The following is a 17,536-nucleotide window of genomic DNA, read 5'->3' as shown; positions in this document are numbered from 1 at the left end:
CAAGGGGTCGCTTCTGCGCCGTTTCGACCGTTGTCAGTGTGAGGACCTAATCTGTGCAGCGTGACTTCGCCTGCCTACACGGACAACGCTGCGCCCCAGCTCAGCGCGGGGCCGCGGCCCGCCCCGGGCCCGGCCGCCGACGAGGGGCTCTCGCGGCGGCTGCGCGCGCTCGCCTGCACGGCCCCGCTGCACGACCTCGATGTGCGCAAGGCGAATCTGGCCGGTGAGTACACCGTCTACGCGATGGCCGAGGTCGCACTCGCCGCGATCGACCTGGTCACGCTCAACATGGACTTCGACACGGGGGCCGACCACGACCAGATAGTGACCAGGCTCCTTCCCCGCGTCGCCGCCCAGGCCCCGGGCCGCCCGGCCGCCGAACACGAGCGAGTCGCGCGCTGGGTGCTGGAGAACCTGATCAATGTCGGCAGCGTCGACCGCGGATTCCGTGCGGTATACGGCACTTTTGGACCCGACGGGGTGTATGTCCGTCGCGATTACGACTTCAAGCTGATCGAAGAGGTCCCGGGACACGGCGGCACCGTCTTTCTCCGGGCCACCGACGAAGCGGTCAACGTCCTGGTCGGCGCCCTCGATACGGACGTCACCAGCGCCCAGATCGCCGCCGAGGTGAAGCTGGAGGTCCTCATCAGCCGGGGCCGCCTCGCCGACGCGCAGCTCGCCGCCGAACAGGCCCGCTACCGCACCGTGCAGTACGCGGAGACCCTCCGGAAGACGCTGGAGGCCACCCGGCGCAACGTCCGGGCCGTCGACTGGCTCAACGCCGTGCCCGACATGATCGACGAGGCCCTCGACCACGTCGCCGACCGCTACCGCCACGAGAACGCGATCCTCACCAACATCCGTAAGGCGCGCGACGAGGCGGAGGAGCCCGAGCACAAGCGGCGCGCCGCCGAGCTCGTCGACATAGTGAAGGACTGCATCCGCCGCCACACCCAGCTGCAGTCCCGACTGCTGGAAGCCGGACCGCTGTTCCGCGCCGAACAGGACCGCCAGGCGTTCGCCGCGCCCACGGCCCGCAGCGGTCTCGATCTGTACGGCCAGCTGGTCGCCCCGCTGCTGCCGCTCCCCGTCGAACAGGCCATCTGTGTGACCGATGCCTTCTTCGCCCACGGCACCGGCCTGCGCACCCCCACGTCGGTTCGGGTCGGCGATCTCGTCGAGATGCTGCTCACCCCGCCCCTGGAGCGGGAACACCTGGGCGCCGAAATGCCCGAACCCGATCTGATCGCCACCCCGGACGACAGCAGGTTCAGCGAGGAGCAGCTCGCGAGTGCCATGGAACTCCTCGATCTGGAGCACGACGCCCCGCGCCGACTCTCCGGACTCCTCGCGGAGGCCCGGCGCCGCGATCCCGAACTGCCCTACCTGGTCGCCCTGCTCGCGGTGCACGCCGCGAGCCCGCCGGTCGGCACCGCCTACCGGCAGGGCGAGCAGCGCCTGTTGTTCTCCGTCGACGACGGGACGGAGCTCGACGACGAGGAGTTCGGCGGTGCGGACCTGATAGTGGGCACGGCCCTTCTGGACGCGGCCGGAATGGCCGCGGACCGTTCGGAGGCGTCATGAACGGCGCGTCTGCGGACGTACCGCTGCCGCACAACTGCCGGGGACGCCGTTGTCCCGCCGCCGGACCGGACGGAACCACACAGCTCAGGACGGCTGCCGCGAGCGCCGACGCCGTCCACCCCGTACCGAAGAGTTTCCGCAGCAAGGAGCGACAGTCGTGAGCGACCACCGCGCACAGCACGCCGACGAGTGGAGCGAGCCGACCGCCGCGTACGGGACCGAGAGTACGGCGCCCGCCGACCCGGCCCGGCCCGCCGCGACCGCACCCGTCACCCCGGCCGACGCGGCCGACGCCGCCCGGCTCGTCGCTTTCGGGCTGCAGCCCAAACTGCTGCCCGCGCGCGACGCCGAATACGCCGAACTGCTTCGCCGCTACCGGGAGGGGCCCGCTTTCGCCCGGCTCGCCGACGCCGTGGCGACCGGGCTCGGTCTGGTCGTGCTGGAGGTGTCCACCCGCGCAGGCATGGCCGTGACCGCCGGCGAGGACTCGGTCTTCGCCGTCCGCATGGGCGACTACGCCCGCCGCGCCTCGTCCGACTCCGCCGACCGCTTCCTGCACGGGCTCGCACACCTCGCCGTCGCCGCGATGGCCTTCCCGCGCCCGGAGGACCTCGCCGACGACGCGTACATCGGCCGGATCACCGTCAACGGCGTCGACTCGTTCGTCCGCCAGGCCTGCCACCGCCTGGAGGAACGGGCCGAGGAGCACGGCGACAACACCGACCCGGCCACCGACACCCCCGGGCTGGAGGCGGCCTGGCGGATCTATGCCAGGCGCAGCTCCACCGGAGCCACGAAGGATGCCCGGAGGCTGGCCGGCTCCACCACGGGCATCGTCGGCAAGGCCGTCGCCTTCCTCACCGACTCCGGCTTCCTCCAGCGCACCGGGGACGACGCCGGAGGCGCCTTCCGCACCACCGCCCGCTACCAGCTCCAGGTCCGCGACATGGCCGGCAGCGCCGCCATGGCCGAACTCCTGGAACTCGGAGTCGTACCCGTCACCGACGGAACGGCGACGCTCCTGCCGCCGCCCGACTCCGACGACCTGGAGCTGGTCGCCGACGCCGGTCTGCCGTTCCACGCCTGACCGCCGCGTCCCATCACCGCCGTCCTCCCATCACCGCCGCGTCCCATCACCGCCGTCTCCCCACCACCGCCGTCTCCCCCGCTGCCTGAACGACGAGAGTCCGCCGCCATGTACGAGCTGTCCCGGATCCGCCTCTACTCCATCGGGCCGGCCGGTGCGCGCTACGCCGACACCGTGCTCGACCTGCGCGGAGTGGGCGAGCCCGTGCCCCATCCCGCGCCGGCCCAGGCGGAGTTCTTCGAGGAGGAGCCGGTCGGCCCGCCGCGCCGCCCCGCCCCCGCCGGGGTGCTCTTCCTGGAGAACGGCGGCGGCAAGTCGGTGCTGCTGAAGCTGATCTTCTCGGTGATGCTGCCCGGCCACCGCAATACCCTCGGCGGTGCGAGCTCCGGCGTACTGCGCAAGTTCCTCCTCGCCGACGACTGCGGGCATGTCGCCCTGGAATGGCAGCACACCCTCACCGGCGAGTGCGTGGTCGTCGGCAAGGTGAGCGAGTGGCGTGGACGCCAGGTCTCCAACGACCCGCGGAAGTTCGCCGAGGCCTGGTACTCCTTCCGCCCCGGTCCCGGACTCAGCCTGGACTCCCTGCCGGTCGCCGAGGCCACTTCCGTGCACCGCCCGGTCGAAGGCGTCTCCGGCGCGCAGGGCCGACGGCGCACGATGAAGGGCTTCCGCGACGCCCTGACCGAGGCGGGCAAGTTCTACCAGCACCTCGATGTGCACTGGGAAGAGATCCACGACCGCTGGAACGAGCACCTCGGAGACCTCGGTCTCGACCCCGAACTCTTCCGCTACCAGCGCGAGATGAACGCCGACGAGGGCGAGGCAGCGGGCCTCTTCGCGGTCAAGAAGGACTCCGACTTCACCGACCTGCTGCTCCGCGCCGTCACCGACACCCGGGACACGGACGGCCTCGCCGACCTGGTGAGCGGCTTCGGCAACAAGCTGGGCCGCCGCGCCGAACTGACCGCGGAGCGCGACTTCACCGCGGGCTCGGTCGATCTGCTCGGCCGGATCGTCGAGGCCACCGGCACCCGGTCCCGCGCCCGAGACATCCACGCGGGGTCCGAGCGCCGCACCCGCACGCTCGCCCGCAGGCTCTCCGCCCGCGCCGGCCAGGAGCGCGGCCGGGCCGCCGAACTGGCCCAGCAGGTCACGGGCGCGGCCCACACCGTCACCACCGCCGAACAGGCCCGCAGCCGCAGCGCCCTGATCGCGGCCGAACTGGCCTACCGGCACGCCTCCCTGGCCCTGACCGCGGCGGAGAAGGGCGCCGCAGCCCAGCGCCGCGAACTGAGCGATGCCCGCACCCTGTACTCCGCCTGGCAGGCCGCCGAGGCCGTACTGCGCCACCGCGCAGCCGCCGACCGTTCCGCACGGGTCGCCGTCGCCATTCGCGAGGCCGAGCGGGACGCCGCGCCCGCGCTCGCCGCCCGTGCCGAGGCCGCCGCCGATCTCGTACGCGCCCTGCACACCGCGGCGGAGGCCGGTGAGACGCTGGCCAACGAGGAGGAGGAGCGTTCCGACACGCTCCAGACGGCGGGCGAGACCGCCCACCGCGACGCCACCACCGCCGCGACCGAGGCCCAGCGCGCCCGTAGCGAGGCCGGACACCTGCGCCAGCGCCTCGCCGAGGTCGAGCAGGAGACTGCGGAGGCGGTACGGGCCGGCTGGCTCGAGAACACCGCGCCGGACGCCGATCCGGCCCGCGCGGCCCTCGCCGCGAGCGACGCCGAGCAGTCCGCCGTCGCCGTCTGGGACACCGCGAGGGAGGCCGCCCGTTCGGCAGCCGACCTGGCCAGGGATGCGACCGCCGCCGAGAGCCGCGCCGAACTGGCGGCGGCGCGCGCCGCCGATGCAGCACAGGCGGCGGAACAGTCGTACGAGGCCGAGCTCAGGGCCGCCGAGTCGATCGCCGCCGACCAGCGTCTGGCCGACCTGCTCGGCCTGCCCTCCGCGCAGGGCACCGGCGTTCCCAGGCCCCGCCGCGGTGCGGCCGGCCCGGAGACGGACGCCGACGCCCCACACGGCGCGGACCACCAGGACCGGCACCAGGACCACGCCGGTCAGCCAGGCCAGGGCGACCACGCGGGCCAGGGCGGCCGGGCAGGTCAACCAGGCCGGTCCACGTCCGGCATCACGCACACCGTCACGGCCGAACAGCAGGCCGCCCGCGAACAGCCGCTCACCGCCGAGGAGCTCGACCGGAGCGCCGACGAGCTGCGGGAGCTGCTCGACCAGGGCGTCGCCTCCGCCGAACGCCGCCTCTTCGAACTGCGCACCGCGGCCGCCGACGACTCCCGCATCCTCGGCGCGCTCGGTGACGGCGGACTGCTGCCGCCCGGCCCCGACGTCCTCGCCACCGTCGAGTACCTCGGCGAACACGGCATCCCGGCCCTGCCCGGCTGGCGCTACCTCGCCCAGACCGTCGACCCCGCCGACCACGCGTCCGTACTCGCCGCCCGTCCCGAACTGGTCGACGGCGTGGTCATCACCGACCCCGATTCGCACGCCCGCGCCCGCGAGGTCCTGAGCGGCGCCGCCCTGCTGCCGCGCTCTGCCGTCGCCGTGGGCACCGCCGCCGCGCTGCTGGCACCCGTCCCCACCACCGGCTCGGCCACGAGCACGGAAGGGGTGTTCCTCGTCCCGCCGAACCCGGCGATGCACGACGAACACGCCGCCGACGAGGAGCGGCAGGCACTCAGGACCAGGGCCGCCGCCCGCGACGAGGACATCCGAGCCCTCGCGGCCCGTCTCACGTCCGACCGCTCCCTCGCAGCCCGCATCGGTTCGTGGCGCGCCGACTGCCCGCCCGGCATGCTCGCCGAACTCGCCGAGGCCGCCCGTACCGCCCGAACGGCCGCCGAGACCGCGGAGGCCACGCTCGCCGAAGCCCGTACCGTGCGCGCCGAGGCCGACGAGGCCGCCTCGGACACCGCCCGTGTCCGCGACGAACGCCAGGAGGCCGCTCAGCGCGCCCGTCGCGCCGCCGACGCGCTCGCGGGCCTCGCCTTCCGGCTCCGCGAACGGGCGGGCTGGCAGGCGAAGCTGCGCGAACTGATCGACGAAGCAGCCGAGTCGGAGGCCCGCGCCACCGTCTGCCTGGAACGGGCCCGTGCCGCTGACGAGGACCGCCGGGCCGCCCAGCGCGCCGCGGACGACGCCCGGCGCACGGCCCGCGCCCTGCGCGCCGAACGAGCCGAGATCGCGGGCGCGCCCGAGCACCTCCCGGAGCCCGGGACGGACACCCCGCGCCCCGCGCTCCCGGCGCTGCGGGAGGCCTACCGGGCCGCGTCCCAGCTGTACGAGAAGGTGGGTGTCGGCGCGGACCTGCGCGCCGAACAGGCCCGCGCGGAGAGCGACGAGAGCGCCGCTCTCGCCGAGCTGGACCGACTCACCAACAAGGTCCGCACCCGCGCCGCCCATCTCCTCGAAGGCACGGACGGCGCCGACGGTCCGTCCCGGCAGGCGGCCGCCGCCCGCGCCGAGTCCCTGGTCCAGCTTCTGGAGACCAGGGCCTCCACCGCGAGCGAGCAGCTGGGCCGGCTGCGCGGCGAGGCCGAGCGCCTGTCCCCGGTGGACGGCGAGACCCACCACACCGAACTCCCGGACGAGCTGGTCCCGGCCGACGCCGAGCAGGCCCAGACCCTCCTGCGTACCGCCACGGCCGAACTGGCCTCCGCCACCGCGACCCTGGACACCGCCCGCGCAGCCCACGCCGAGCTGCTGCACGCCCACCGCACCGCCGAGGACTCGGCGGGCGGCTTCGACGAGACCGCGGCACTTCTGCGCGACCTTCTCAGGGACCACGGCGCGGACGACGACACCGAGGCCCCCGAGCCGTACCCGGGCAGCCTCGACGAGGCCCGGCAGTCCGCCGCCGAGGCCCGCCGTTCACTGCGTGGCTGCGCCGCCGACCTGTCCGCGGCCGAAAGCGCCGTACGGGAAGCGAGCGACGTCCTCGTACGGCACGCCAACTCCACCCGCTACGAGCAGGTCCGCACCCCCGCCCGCCAACAGATCCGCGAGCTGCCGGCCGCCGCGCTGCCCGAGCACGCCGAGAAGTGGGCCGCCGCCTTCGCGCCCCGCCTTCGGGTCCTCACCGACGAACTGGTCCAGCTGGAGCGCAACCGCGACTCCATCGTCGACCGGCTTCGCGGCCTTGTGGAGTCCGCGCTCACCACCCTGCGCTCCGCCCAGCGGCTCTCCCAGCTCCCCGAAGGACTGGGGGAGTGGTCCGGCCAGGAGTTCCTCCGGATCCGCTTCGAGGAACCCGACCAGGCGACGCTCATCGAGCGGCTCGGCGAGGTCGTCGACGAGGCCACCCGTGCCGCGCTGAAGAAGAACTCCGATCTGCGCAGGGACGGCATGTCCCTTCTGCTGCGCGGTGTGCAGGCGGCGCTGGAGCCCAAGGGCATCGCCGTGGAGATCCTCAAGCCGGACGCGGTGCTCCGCGCCGAGCGCGTCCCGGTCGGACAGATGGGCGACGTCTTCTCCGGTGGCCAGCTGCTCACCGCCGCCATCGCCCTGTACTGCACGATGGCCGCACTGCGCAGCAACGACCGGGGCCGTGACCGGCACCAGCACCGGCACGCGGGCACGCTCTTCCTGGACAACCCCATCGGTCGAGCCAACGCCACCTATCTGCTGGAACTCCAGCGTGCGGTGTCGGACGCCCTCGGTGTGCAGCTGCTCTACACGACCGGGCTGTTCGACACGACGGCGCTCGCCGAATTCCCGCTGGTGATCCGGTTGCGCAATGACGCGGACCTGCGGGCCGGGCTGAAGTACATCAGCGTGGAGGAGCACCTTCGCCCCGGGCTTCCGCAGCAGGACCCGAACGGCGAGACGGTGCACGGCGAGATCACCGCCACCCGCATGTTCAAGCGCTCCACGACACCGCCCGACACCGCGCGGACACCCTCCCCGAACTCGCCCGGCGAGTAACGACGGGCATCCGGGCACAAACGGCCGGGACGAGAGCCCCGAACCCGGCCCGACCACCCGACGGACCCGATCCCGTCCGGCACCGGACGGGCCGGGCACCGCGTGGACCCGGCACCGGACGGGCCGGGCACCGCGTGGACCCGGCACCGGACGGGCCGGGCACCGCGTGGACCCGGCACCGGACGGGCCGGGCACTGTTCCGCCCCCGCGCCGCTCAGGCCCGTGAGAGGCCGCCCGCGCCCCGGCGGCGTATCCGTGCATCGTCCCGCTGCGCGGACCGCGCCGCCCGCTGTGCTCTACGCCGCTCGCGGCGCAACTGCCGCGCCGAACTGCTCGGCACGGACACCACACCGTTGCGCTGATTCCAGACCTGCCGGGTGACCCAGACATCCAGCACCGACCAGGTCGCGACCACCGTGCTGCCCACACTGCTCAGCATCAGCGGAAAGGACAGCCAGGACTCCGTCAGCGTGCACAGGAATGCCACCATGGCCTGGATGATCGTCAGCGACATGATGAGCACGGCACGCACGGCAGCCGTACGGACCGGGTCCGGCATCCGCCGACGTGTCGCGGGCTCTTCCACCCAGAGCTGCCGACGCTCCTGATGCGGGATCTCCGCACCGCCGGTCGCCGCCGAGGCCGCCGCCGCGACCGGTGCCGACGACACCCGGCTCCGACGCTCTTCCGTAACCAAGGACTCTCAACTCCCCACCGCTGTCCGACTTCAGGGTTGCTGCCCGGCATGCGCCGCTTCTACGCGGGCGGATCGGACCATCCTGCCCTCAGCACTCCCGGGTTCCCCCTGCCCCGTACAGAGAGACGAGTGACCGGCCGAGAAGATTCCCTCGAACCGTCATTGAACGAAGAATTCCAGCCAACTGCCCTCCGGGACAGTGCGACGCGCTGACAGGAGCCTTCTGCCGATTTCGCGAATTTCATGGCCCGGAATACCCGTACACCTCCTGATCGACACCGGGGAGTGAGGCTGAAAAACGTCCCGGACACCCCTTCGAGTTGCCTTGCTGTCAGTAGTAGGCTCACGCCGTTTGTTGACGGAACACGACCCCCGGCCCGAGGGGTCGGTCTGGGGGAGGCCATGCGCTTTCGCGGGAAGTCCATCCGCAGGAAGATCGTGGCGCTGCTGCTGGTGCCGCTCGTCTCCCTCACCGGACTCTGGGGATTCGCCACTTTCTTGACGGGGCGTGAGGCGAGCCACCTGATGAGCGCGAGCACCATCGTGGAGAAGGTCGGCCATCCTCTGGAGGACACCGTCCGCGCCATTCAGGACGAGCGCCGTCAGACCCTGGTCTTTCTTGCCGACCCGAGGGCGTCCAATGCCCTTCCGCTCCTGCAGCGCCAAAGAGCGGCCACCGACCGCGTCGTGGCGGATGTCCAGGACAGTGCACGGCAGAAGGACATTCGTGACGCACTGCGGCCCGAGGACGAAACACAGCTGAACTCGGTTCTCGGCTCGGTCGAGGGTCTTGGCGCGCTCCGCGAGTCGGTCGAGAATCGCACCATCGACCGACTGAAGGCGATGGAGTTCTACAACCGTCTCATAGACCCCTGTTACCGCTTTCTGACCGGTCTCCGCACGATGGAGAACGTGTCGATGGACAAGCAGGTCCGCGCGCTGGTCGGCATCTCACGAGCCCGTGAAATGCTCTCCCGCGAAGACGCCCTGGTCGCCTCGGCGCTCGTCGCCGGCCGGCTCACCGCTTCCGAACTGCGCCAGATCTCCGACCTCGTGGCCAATCGCAAGCTGCTCTACGGGATCAATGGCGAGATGCTTCCCTCGTCGGAGCGTCAACGCGTGGAGCAGTTCTGGGCGAGCCCGGACAGCGAAGGGCTGCGCACCGCGGAGAGCACGCTCATCAACGGCGGTCCCACCCAGGATCCGCGGGCGGTCGACGCCGAGCGCTGGCAGGAGGTGGCCCCGTCCGTCCTGAACCGGCTGGCCAACGACTCCACCGAGATGAACAACCGGTTCCAGGACCGCGGCAAGCCGGCCGGCTACAGCGTCCTGATCAAGGCCGGTATCGCGGGCGTCCTCGGCTTCCTCGCCCTGCTCGCCTCGGTGTTCGTCTCCGTACGCATCGGCCGCGAGCTCATCCGTGACCTCTCCCGGCTCCGCAAGGACGCCCATGAGGTCTCGGGTGTACGGCTGCCGAGCGTGATGCGTCGCCTGGCCGCCGGTGAACAGGTCGACGTCGAGACCGAGGCACCGCACCTCCAGTACGAACGGGACGAGATCGGCCAGGTCGGTCAGGCACTCAACACTCTGCAACGGGCCGCCGTCGAAGCCGCGGTCAAGCAGGCGGACATGCGACGCGGTGTGTCCGAGGTCTTCGTCAATCTCGCCCGCCGCAACCAGGTGCTGCTGCACCGGCAGCTGACGCTCCTGGACACCATGGAGCGCCGCACCGAGGACACCGATGAACTCGCGGACCTCTTCCGCCTCGACCACCTCACCACTCGCATGCGACGCCATGCCGAGGGGCTGGTGATCCTCTCCGGCGCCGCGCCGTCCCGTCAGTGGCGCAAGCCGATCCAGCTGATGGACGTGGTCCGGGCAGCGGTCGCCGAGGTCGAGGACTACGAGCGGATCGAGGTCCGCAGACTGCCCCGCTTCGGTGTGGGCGGACCCGCCGTCGCCGACCTCACCCATCTGATCGCCGAACTCCTGGAGAACGCCACGGTGTTCTCACCCCCGCACACCGCGGTCCAGGTGCTCGGCGAACGCGTCGCCAACGGCTTCACGCTCGAAATCCACGACCGAGGCCTCGGCATGGCCCCCGATGTCCTTCTCGATGCCAATCTGAGGCTCGCCGAAACTCCCGAGTTCGAGCTCTCCGACACCGACCGGCTCGGTCTCTTCGTGGTCAGCCGCCTCGCCCAGCGGCAGAACGTCCGGGTCTCGCTGCAGACCTCTCCGTACGGTGGTACGACCGCTGTCGTCTTCATCCCGGCGGCGCTGCTCACCGACGCCCCGGACACCCACGGCGCCGGATTTCGCCTCGACCGCCGGTCCGAGAAGGCGATCGGCAGCCGTGGAAAGGCGGCCGGTCAGGGACCGGGCAGAGACAAGGACCGCAGGGACGGCGTGTCGGACCGCCGGGCCACCGGCAGGCACTCCGGCCTCGCCCCCGTTCCCGCCGCTCACGTGGACCCGGCCCTCCTGGACGGGCCCGTGGAGCTCGAAGGACCCGTGGAAGCGCTGGGCTTCGAGAACGACCCCGTGCTCGATCCTCTTCTGGAACCCCTGCTGGGCGGTGCGTCCGACATCGACGACACCGAGAGCGAACGCGGCGGCATCTTCCGGGCCCGCGACCTCCGGTGCGACGGTGACCGCGAACAGCACCAGCAGGCATCCGACCAGGCGGGCCGGCCCGAGGCCGAGGTACGGGTGATGCGCCCGGGCGGCCCGGTGCCGCTGCCCCGCCGCAAGCCGCCGACTCTGGTCACCGACAACGGCCGCCGGGTCGACGAGGCGGGCCGCGCCCACCCGGCGGCCGCCGAGCACGACAGCTCACCCGGTCCCGAGGCTCCCGCCACAGATGCCGGGATCAGACCCTCGGCCGCCGGCACCGGAGGGCCCACCGAGCCGCGGCAACCCATCGAACCCCGGGAGCCCGCCGGCTTCCGGAAACCCGCCGGCCCCGCCCCCGCGCCAGAGTCCGTCACGCCCGACGAACCCGCGCTAACGGCAGCCCCGGGCGTGGCCCCCGAGACAGTGGGCGGCCTGCCCCGGCGCATCCGGCAGGCGAGCCTCGCCCCGCAGCTTCGTGAAGTCTCCGGTGGCCGCTATGCGGAGCCGTCCCGTTCGGAACCGGACCAGGACTTCGAACGCGATGCGGACGAGGTACGCAGTCGTATGGCTTCGCTCCAACGTGGCTGGCAGCGTGGCCGGCGGCAGAACGCCGAGGACGTGACCGGCCACGGTGACACAGCACAAGGAACCACTCCGGGAGGGGACGGTCGATGACCGCACCGAACGCCGCAGCACTCGACGCCGTACGCCAGGACCCCAGCAGGCTGAATTGGCTGCTCGACGAGCTCGTGGAGCGCGTCGCCAGCATTCACAAAGCGCTGGTGCTCTCCAGCGACGGCCTCGCCACCGGTACGTCCGAGGGCCTGACGCGCGAGGACAGTGAGCATCTGGCAGCTGTCGCCTCGGGATTCCACAGCCTCGCCAAGGGAGTGGGACGCCACTTCGACGCGGGCAGAGTCCGCCAGACCGTCGTCGAACTCGACGAGGCGTTCCTCTTTGTCACGGCGGCCGGTGACGGCAGCTGCCTGGCCGTCCTGGCCGATGCCGACTCCGACGTAGGCCAGGTGGCGTACGAGATGACGCTGATGGTCAAGCGCGTCGGTGCCCACCTGGCCAACGCTCCCCGGACGACCGGATCGGCCGCCGGGAGGTGAGTGGACGGCATGAGCGCTGACTCCTCCAGATCTCCGGCCACGTCCACGGGCCCGCAGGCATCGCGCTGGTACGACGCCGATGCGGGGCCCGTGGTCCGTCCGTACGCGATGACCCGGGGCCGTACCAGCAGCGCCTCCCGTCATCGGCTCGACCTGATCGCGCTCGTCGTCCCCGAACCCGCGGCCGACGACCCCGGCCGGGACCAGACGCTCTCCCCGGAACATGTGGAGATCGTTGAACTCTGCAGTGACATGCCCCAGTCGATCGCCGAGCTCGCGGCAGGCCTGGACCTCCCCGTAGGGGTGGTCCGAGTGCTGGTCGGGGATCTCGTCGAGGACGAGCTGGTGCACGTAACCCGTCCCGTTCCGCCGGCGGAGCTGCCGGACGTGAACATTCTTCGCGAGGTGATCAATGGCCTTCGGGCGCTCTAACCGCAACAGGCGGCCCGTTGAGCCCGTTACCCTGAAAATCCTGGTGGCGGGCGGCTTCGGAGCGGGCAAGACGACTCTGGTCGGTGCGGTCAGTGAGATCAGGCCGCTGCGTACGGAGGAGAGACTCAGCGAGGCGGGCCGTCCGGTGGACGACCTGGCGGGCGTGGAGGCGAAGACCACCACCACCGTGGCCATGGACTTCGGCCGGATCACCCTGCGCGAGGACCTGGTGCTGTATCTCTTCGGCACCCCGGGGCAGGACCGTTTCTGGTTCCTGTGGGACGAACTGGCTCAGGGAGCGCTGGGCGCGGTCGTGCTCGCGGACACCCGGCGGCTGCAGGACTGCTTCGCGGCGGTCGACTACTTCGAGCGCCGCGCGATTCCGTTCGCCGTCGCCGTCAACTGCTTCGAGGGAGCGGGCAAGTTCGCCACCGAGACGGTGCAGGCGGCACTGGACCTCGACCCCGAGGTTCCGGTCGTCATGTGCGACGCACGCGACCGCTCTTCCGCGCGGGACGTGCTGGTGACGGTCGTCGAGCATGCGCTGGCCCGCGCCGAGCACCCCCGCGAGCCCGCCACGACGTGACGGCCCGTACGACGACGACAGCGCAGCAGCGCGGCCCGCACCCCCGCCGACCGGGGTACGGGCCGCGCGTCTCTGCCTGACCGAGCAAGGATTTTTCACCCGGCATGACGGTCCGTCAAGGCTGCTGACAGCAACGGTCAGCGGTTGTCGGCGAGCCACTTGGCGGCGGTCTCCGCCAGCTCCCGGTCGCGGCCCGTCAGCATCATCCGGATCATCTGTACGTCGCCCCGCAGCGACCAGGCGGGATGTCCGAAGGTGGCCGGATTGTTCCTCTCGATCAGGAAGTGTGCGGGCCAAGCGGTCCCGTACCCGATCAGCGGCAACGCGGCCGCGTACCTCTTGCGTCCCCGCGCCAGGCCGTACGCGGTGACCGCGAGCCCGGTGAGGGTGCCGGTCAGATGGACCCAGCGGGTCGCTGCCCTGGAGTGCATCGCGACGTAGTAGGGCCAGAACTCTTCGTAGGAATCGAATGTCTGTTGTGGCATACGGGCACCGTAATGGCACGGGCGGCAACCGGAAACGGCCGATCCGCGTCCGAGAGGGAGAACGGGCGGCCGGAACCCACGGGGGTGGTCCCGGCCGCTCCTTCTCCGCGCTCGTCTCAGTGCCCCGCGACGGACCTCCTGGCCACTGGGAAGTCGAAGAAGGTGTCCGGGAACAGCTCGGGCTTGAAGGTGTAGTGCCACCATTCCTCGGCCAGATTCACGAAGCCGGCGTCGGTGAGCGTCTTCTTCAGGAACTGCCGATTGGCACGCTGGGTTCCCTGGATACGCGGGTCATCCGTGTGGGAGAGCGTGTCGAAGCAGTCGTATCCCGTCCCCATGTCCACGGAGTTGTCCGGGAAGCGCTCGGCCTGGGGCGCGTAACAGGGCACCTGCTGCCGGCCCGGCGGATACGGCCCGGTGGGCGCGGCGGGCCGTCTCACCAACGTCAGGTCCACCGTGCTGCCGCGGCTGTGTCCGGACTTCTCCGCGATGTAACCGTCCGCGAACAGCCGGGTCTTGTCGACGCGGGGATAGAACTCTCCCTTCATCGTCTCGTCGTCGAGATCCTTCGCCCACCGCACGAAGTGGTCGACCGCCCGCTGCGGCCGGTAGCAGTCGTACACCTTCAGCGAGTAACCCTGCTCCAGGAGCCGGGTCTGCGCCCGGTGCAGGGCCAGGGCTGTGGGCCGGGTCAGGATGCAGAGCGGCTGGCGATATCCGTCCACCGGAACGCCCATGAAGTTGTGTGCGGTGGGGTAGCGCATCTCCTGAATGATCGTCGGATCCACCGAGCGCAGCGCGACGAACTCCTCGGGAGCCTTCGGCTCGGGCCTCGCCTGCGCCACGGGGGCGGTGGCGGTGACGGCGAGCAGGGCGGCGGCAGCGGCGGCCAGGACACGGAAAGCGGAAGCGAGACCTGTCATGGGCACATAATCCATGGAGTGCGGGGAGCCCGGCAGGCGATCGGATACAGTCCGCGCGTGTCCGCATCCACGAGCAACCCCGAGAAGCCGGCCAGGGACTCCCACTGCGGCAGCTGCGGAACACCGTACGCCGCGTCGACGTCCCCCGCCGCCTGGCCCCGCACCTGTGCCGTCTGCGGCGACACGGCCTACCGCAACCCGCTGCCGGTCGCCGTGGCCCTGCTCCCCGTCACCGACCCGGACGGCACCGGACTCGTCGTCATCACCCGCACCATCCCGCCCTGCCGCGGCGGTCTCGCCCTCCCCGGCGGCTTCATCGACCACGACGAGGACTGGAAACACGCAGTCGTACGTGAACTGCGCGAGGAGACCGGTATCGAAGCCGACGAGGAGGACGTCCGTCTCGCCGACGCCCTCAGTGCCCCGGACGGCCATCTGCTCCTCTTCGGACTGCTTCCCGAACGCCCCGCCGGCGTACTCCCGCCCTCCGCGCCCACCAGTGAGACCTCCGGCTTCCATCTGCTCCGGGCACCCACCGAGCTCGCCTTCCCCCTGCACACCCGGGCCGTCCGCACGTGGTTCGAAGGCGGCTACCACTGACTGGCCGGGCCCCGCCACGTCCTACAACCCCCGCACGCGCACGGTGCCGTTGACCGGCCCCTCACCCTCCCGCTCCACCGCAACGGTCCCGTCCACCAGGCGCGACGTATACCGCTCGACCTCCGCCCGCTCCCAGCCGTCACCCACGTCCCGGACCACAAGACCGCCCCCACTGTGCCCCGCCGCCGGAGCCCACACCTCCAGCTCCACACCGCCGTCCGCGCTCCGCACGGGCAGCACCGAACCCGCCCGCGCCAGCACGGGCACCCGCGACAACGGAGCGTCGAGCAGCACCTGACCCGGCCCCTCGTACACCTCACCCGTCGCCGTGTCGTACCAACGCCCCCGCGGCAACCGCACCGCCCGGCGGTCCACACCGGGCTCCAGCACCGGCGCCACCAGCAGAGCGTCCCCCAGCAGGAACGCGTCCTCACAGTCCCGCAACGCCCGCTCACCGGGCGCACCCCACCAGAGCGGTCGCACGTACGGTGCACCCGTCAGCCGGGCCAGCTGCGCCAGGGCCACGAAGTACGGGCGCAGCCGCTCCCGCTCCTCCAACGCGGCCCGCGCGTGTTCCAGCACCCGCGGCCCGAACTCCCACGGCTCCCGGCGCCCCGCGTCGATCGCCGCATGGGTACGGAACAGCGGCAGATACGCACCCAGCTGGAACCACCGCAGATACAGCTCGGGCGACGGCGACCCGCCGAACCCGCCCACATCCGGGCCCGAATACGGAACCCCGCACAGCCCCAGCCCCAGCACCAGTGCCAGGGAGGCCCGCAGCCCGGACCAACTGGTCTCCACATCACCGGACCAGGTACCCCCGTACCGCTGCATCCCCGCCCAACCGGAACGCGAGAACAGAAACGGACGTTCCTCCGGCCGCAGCCGGCGCAGCCCCTCGTACCCCGCACGCGCCATGGCGAGCCCGTACACGTTGTGGGCCTCGCGGTGATCACCCCCGCGGCCCTCCAGACAGTGCCGCGCCGACCGAGGCAACGTCGGCTCCCCGAACGCCGCGAACGACACCGGCTCGTTCATGTCGTGCCACACACCGGAGAACCCCTGCGCAAGCCGCTCCTCGTACAGCCCGCCCCACCACTCACGCACGTGCGGATCGGTGAAGTCCGGATACACGCACTCACCCGGCCACACCTCCCCGCGCACCACCCGCCCCCGTGCGTCCCGGACGAACGCCCCGTCGCCCCCGACCGCCCTGCCCGAGTCGAACACCGCGTTCCCCGGCTCCGCCTTCACCGCGGGATCGACGATCGACACCAGCCGCACCCCGTCCTCCCGCAGCTCCTTCGCCAGTCCCGGCAGATCGGGAAAGCGCTCGCGGTCCACGGTGAACACCCGATGCGCGTCGTAGTGGTCGATGTCCAGATGCAGCACGGACAACGGCAGCCCCCGCTCCCGGTACCCGGCGACCACCCGCCGCACCTCCCGTTCGCTCCCGAAGCCCCAACGGGCATGCTGCGGACCCAGCGCCCAGGACGGCGGGAGCGCGGGCGCACCCGTGAGCGTCGTCCAGCTCTGCAGTACGCGCGCCGGCGTGCCGGCCATCACCCAGCAGCGCAGCGGCCCGCCGTCCATCCGCATCTCGCACATTCCCGGACGGTCATGCCCGGATCCCGCGCCCTCCGCGCCCTCGCGCAGCGTCACCCGCCCCGACCAGGAGTTGTCGTGGAACACCAGATGCGTCCCCGCGTCGGAGATCACCAGCTGCACCGGCATCGTCAGATACAGCGGATCGTCACCCGGCCCGAAACTCCCACCAGGATCCGTGTTCCACAGCCGGTACACACCGTCCCGCAGCCGCGGTCCGGACGCCCGCCCGCCGAGCCCGAAGAACCGGGCATCCGCCGGCACCTCGGACCGCTGCACCCACCGGGCACCACCACCCGCGACCGGCTCCCACCAGCGCGGCGGCAACTCGCGCCGGAGCACCACCCCGCCCGGAGTACGTAGTTCCACGGCCCCGTGCCTCGACACCGCAAGGGTCAGCCGCTCCGAGACGACCTGCCAGCCGCCGTCCTTGTCCGGTTCCAGCCCGGCCCGCGGATCCGGCTCGGGGCCCGCACCTGCCAGCGCGTACGAGGGCAACGGCTCCGCCCCGTCCCAGCCCCAGAACACCGCCCCACCCACCGCCACCCGGATCCGCAACTCCGAACGCGCGAACCGCACCACACCGCCACCCGGCCCCGGCTCCGCCCCCACCACGAGGCCCGGCACTCTCGCCCGCTCCGCACCGCGCCGGGGCAGCGCCCGCGCGTCCGCATTCCGGCGCCGCCGGGAGGAGCGCACCGTGCGCAGCCCCCGCACCGAACCGACCAACTTCACCAAGCGCACCAGGTCACGACCGTCCATGCAGCTCACCCTGCCACCCGACAGGACGGGTGCGGGCCGCGTTCAACTTCCGTTCACCCGTGGCCGGACCACATGTCCGGACACGCGACCATGG

General features: G+C 71.8%; 13 protein-coding genes. 9 read left to right on the top strand and 4 right to left on the bottom strand.

The genetic code is table 11. From position 1 onward, the window contains the following. Nucleotides 1-60: 60 nt before the first annotated feature. The 4 genes from OG936_RS03775 to OG936_RS03760 all read left to right on the top strand — a co-directional run bounded on the left by OG936_RS03775 (nt 61) and on the right by OG936_RS03760 (nt 7,618). The gene (locus tag OG936_RS03775) at nt 61-1,587 is read left to right on the top strand and encodes a hypothetical protein (RefSeq protein ID WP_406492533.1); all 1,527 of its coding nucleotides are present in this window, start codon (nt 61-63) and stop codon (nt 1,585-1,587) included. Beyond that, nucleotides 1,584-1,748, top strand: a complete 165-nt coding sequence (locus tag OG936_RS03770) for a hypothetical protein (RefSeq protein WP_406492531.1) — start codon at nt 1,584-1,586, stop codon at nt 1,746-1,748. The genes OG936_RS03775 and OG936_RS03770 overlap by 4 nt, the downstream gene beginning before the upstream one ends. Beyond that, nucleotides 1,745-2,674, top strand: a complete 930-nt coding sequence (locus tag OG936_RS03765; protein WP_406492529.1) for a hypothetical protein — start codon at nt 1,745-1,747, stop codon at nt 2,672-2,674. Before OG936_RS03770 ends, OG936_RS03765 begins: the two co-directional genes overlap by 4 nt. 108 nt (nt 2,675-2,782) lie before the next feature. Further along, nucleotides 2,783-7,618, top strand: coding sequence for a hypothetical protein (locus OG936_RS03760; RefSeq protein ID WP_406492527.1), 4,836 nt, complete (start codon nt 2,783-2,785; stop codon nt 7,616-7,618). Nucleotides 7,619-7,832: 214 nt separating this feature from the next. On the opposite strand, the gene OG936_RS03755 is transcribed toward OG936_RS03760, so the two are convergent. Next, complete coding sequence (locus OG936_RS03755) at nt 7,833-8,288, bottom strand: hypothetical protein (RefSeq protein ID WP_406492525.1); 456 nt, start codon at nt 8,286-8,288, stop codon at nt 7,833-7,835. Between the two features lie 429 nt (nt 8,289-8,717). Between OG936_RS03755 and OG936_RS03750 the strand changes: the two genes are divergently transcribed. From OG936_RS03750 to OG936_RS03735, 4 genes are read left to right on the top strand one after another with little or no spacing between them, the layout of a single operon-like run. Continuing rightward, on the top strand, nt 8,718-11,606 hold the full coding sequence (locus tag OG936_RS03750) for a nitrate- and nitrite sensing domain-containing protein (RefSeq protein ID WP_406492523.1): 2,889 nt from the start codon (nt 8,718-8,720) through the stop codon (nt 11,604-11,606). Continuing rightward, the gene (locus OG936_RS03745) at nt 11,603-12,046 is read left to right on the top strand and encodes a roadblock/LC7 domain-containing protein (protein WP_406492521.1); all 444 of its coding nucleotides are present in this window, start codon (nt 11,603-11,605) and stop codon (nt 12,044-12,046) included. The genes OG936_RS03750 and OG936_RS03745 overlap by 4 nt, the downstream gene beginning before the upstream one ends. Before the next feature lie 9 nt (nt 12,047-12,055). Beyond that, nucleotides 12,056-12,478 (top strand): DUF742 domain-containing protein, encoded by a 423-nt coding sequence (locus OG936_RS03740; protein WP_406492519.1) that lies wholly within the window; start codon nt 12,056-12,058, stop codon nt 12,476-12,478. Then, entirely contained in the window at nt 12,459-13,064 is a 606-nt protein-coding gene (locus OG936_RS03735) for a GTP-binding protein (RefSeq protein ID WP_406492517.1), read from the top strand. The genes OG936_RS03740 and OG936_RS03735 overlap by 20 nt, the downstream gene beginning before the upstream one ends. Nucleotides 13,065-13,201: 137 nt before the next feature. Here the strand turns inward: OG936_RS03735 and OG936_RS03730 are convergent, their stop codons facing one another. Next, a complete protein-coding gene (locus OG936_RS03730) occupies nt 13,202-13,549 on the bottom strand; it encodes an Mpo1-like protein (RefSeq protein ID WP_406492515.1) in 348 nt (115 codons plus the stop codon). 116 nt (nt 13,550-13,665) lie between these two features. Beyond that, nucleotides 13,666-14,472, bottom strand: a complete 807-nt coding sequence (locus tag OG936_RS03725; protein ID WP_406492513.1) for a M15 family metallopeptidase — start codon at nt 14,470-14,472, stop codon at nt 13,666-13,668. A gap of 57 nt (nt 14,473-14,529) precedes the next feature. Here OG936_RS03725 and OG936_RS03720 point away from each other — a divergent pair, with 57 nt between their 5' ends. Further along, entirely contained in the window at nt 14,530-15,072 is a 543-nt protein-coding gene (locus OG936_RS03720; RefSeq protein ID WP_406492511.1) for an NUDIX domain-containing protein, read from the top strand. 21 nt (nt 15,073-15,093) lie between these two features. Here the strand turns inward: OG936_RS03720 and OG936_RS03715 are convergent, their stop codons facing one another. Continuing rightward, a complete protein-coding gene (locus OG936_RS03715) occupies nt 15,094-17,442 on the bottom strand; it encodes a glycoside hydrolase family 31 protein (protein ID WP_406492509.1) in 2,349 nt (782 codons plus the stop codon). Nucleotides 17,443-17,536 lie beyond the last annotated feature (94 nt).

It is taken from the genome of Streptomyces sp. NBC_00846 (genome assembly GCF_045207325.1).
Taxonomy (GTDB): Bacteria; Actinomycetota; Actinomycetes; order Streptomycetales; family Streptomycetaceae; genus Streptomyces.
Note: the sequence above shows the minus strand (reverse complement) of the source record. Positions and strands in the feature narration are given on the sequence as shown.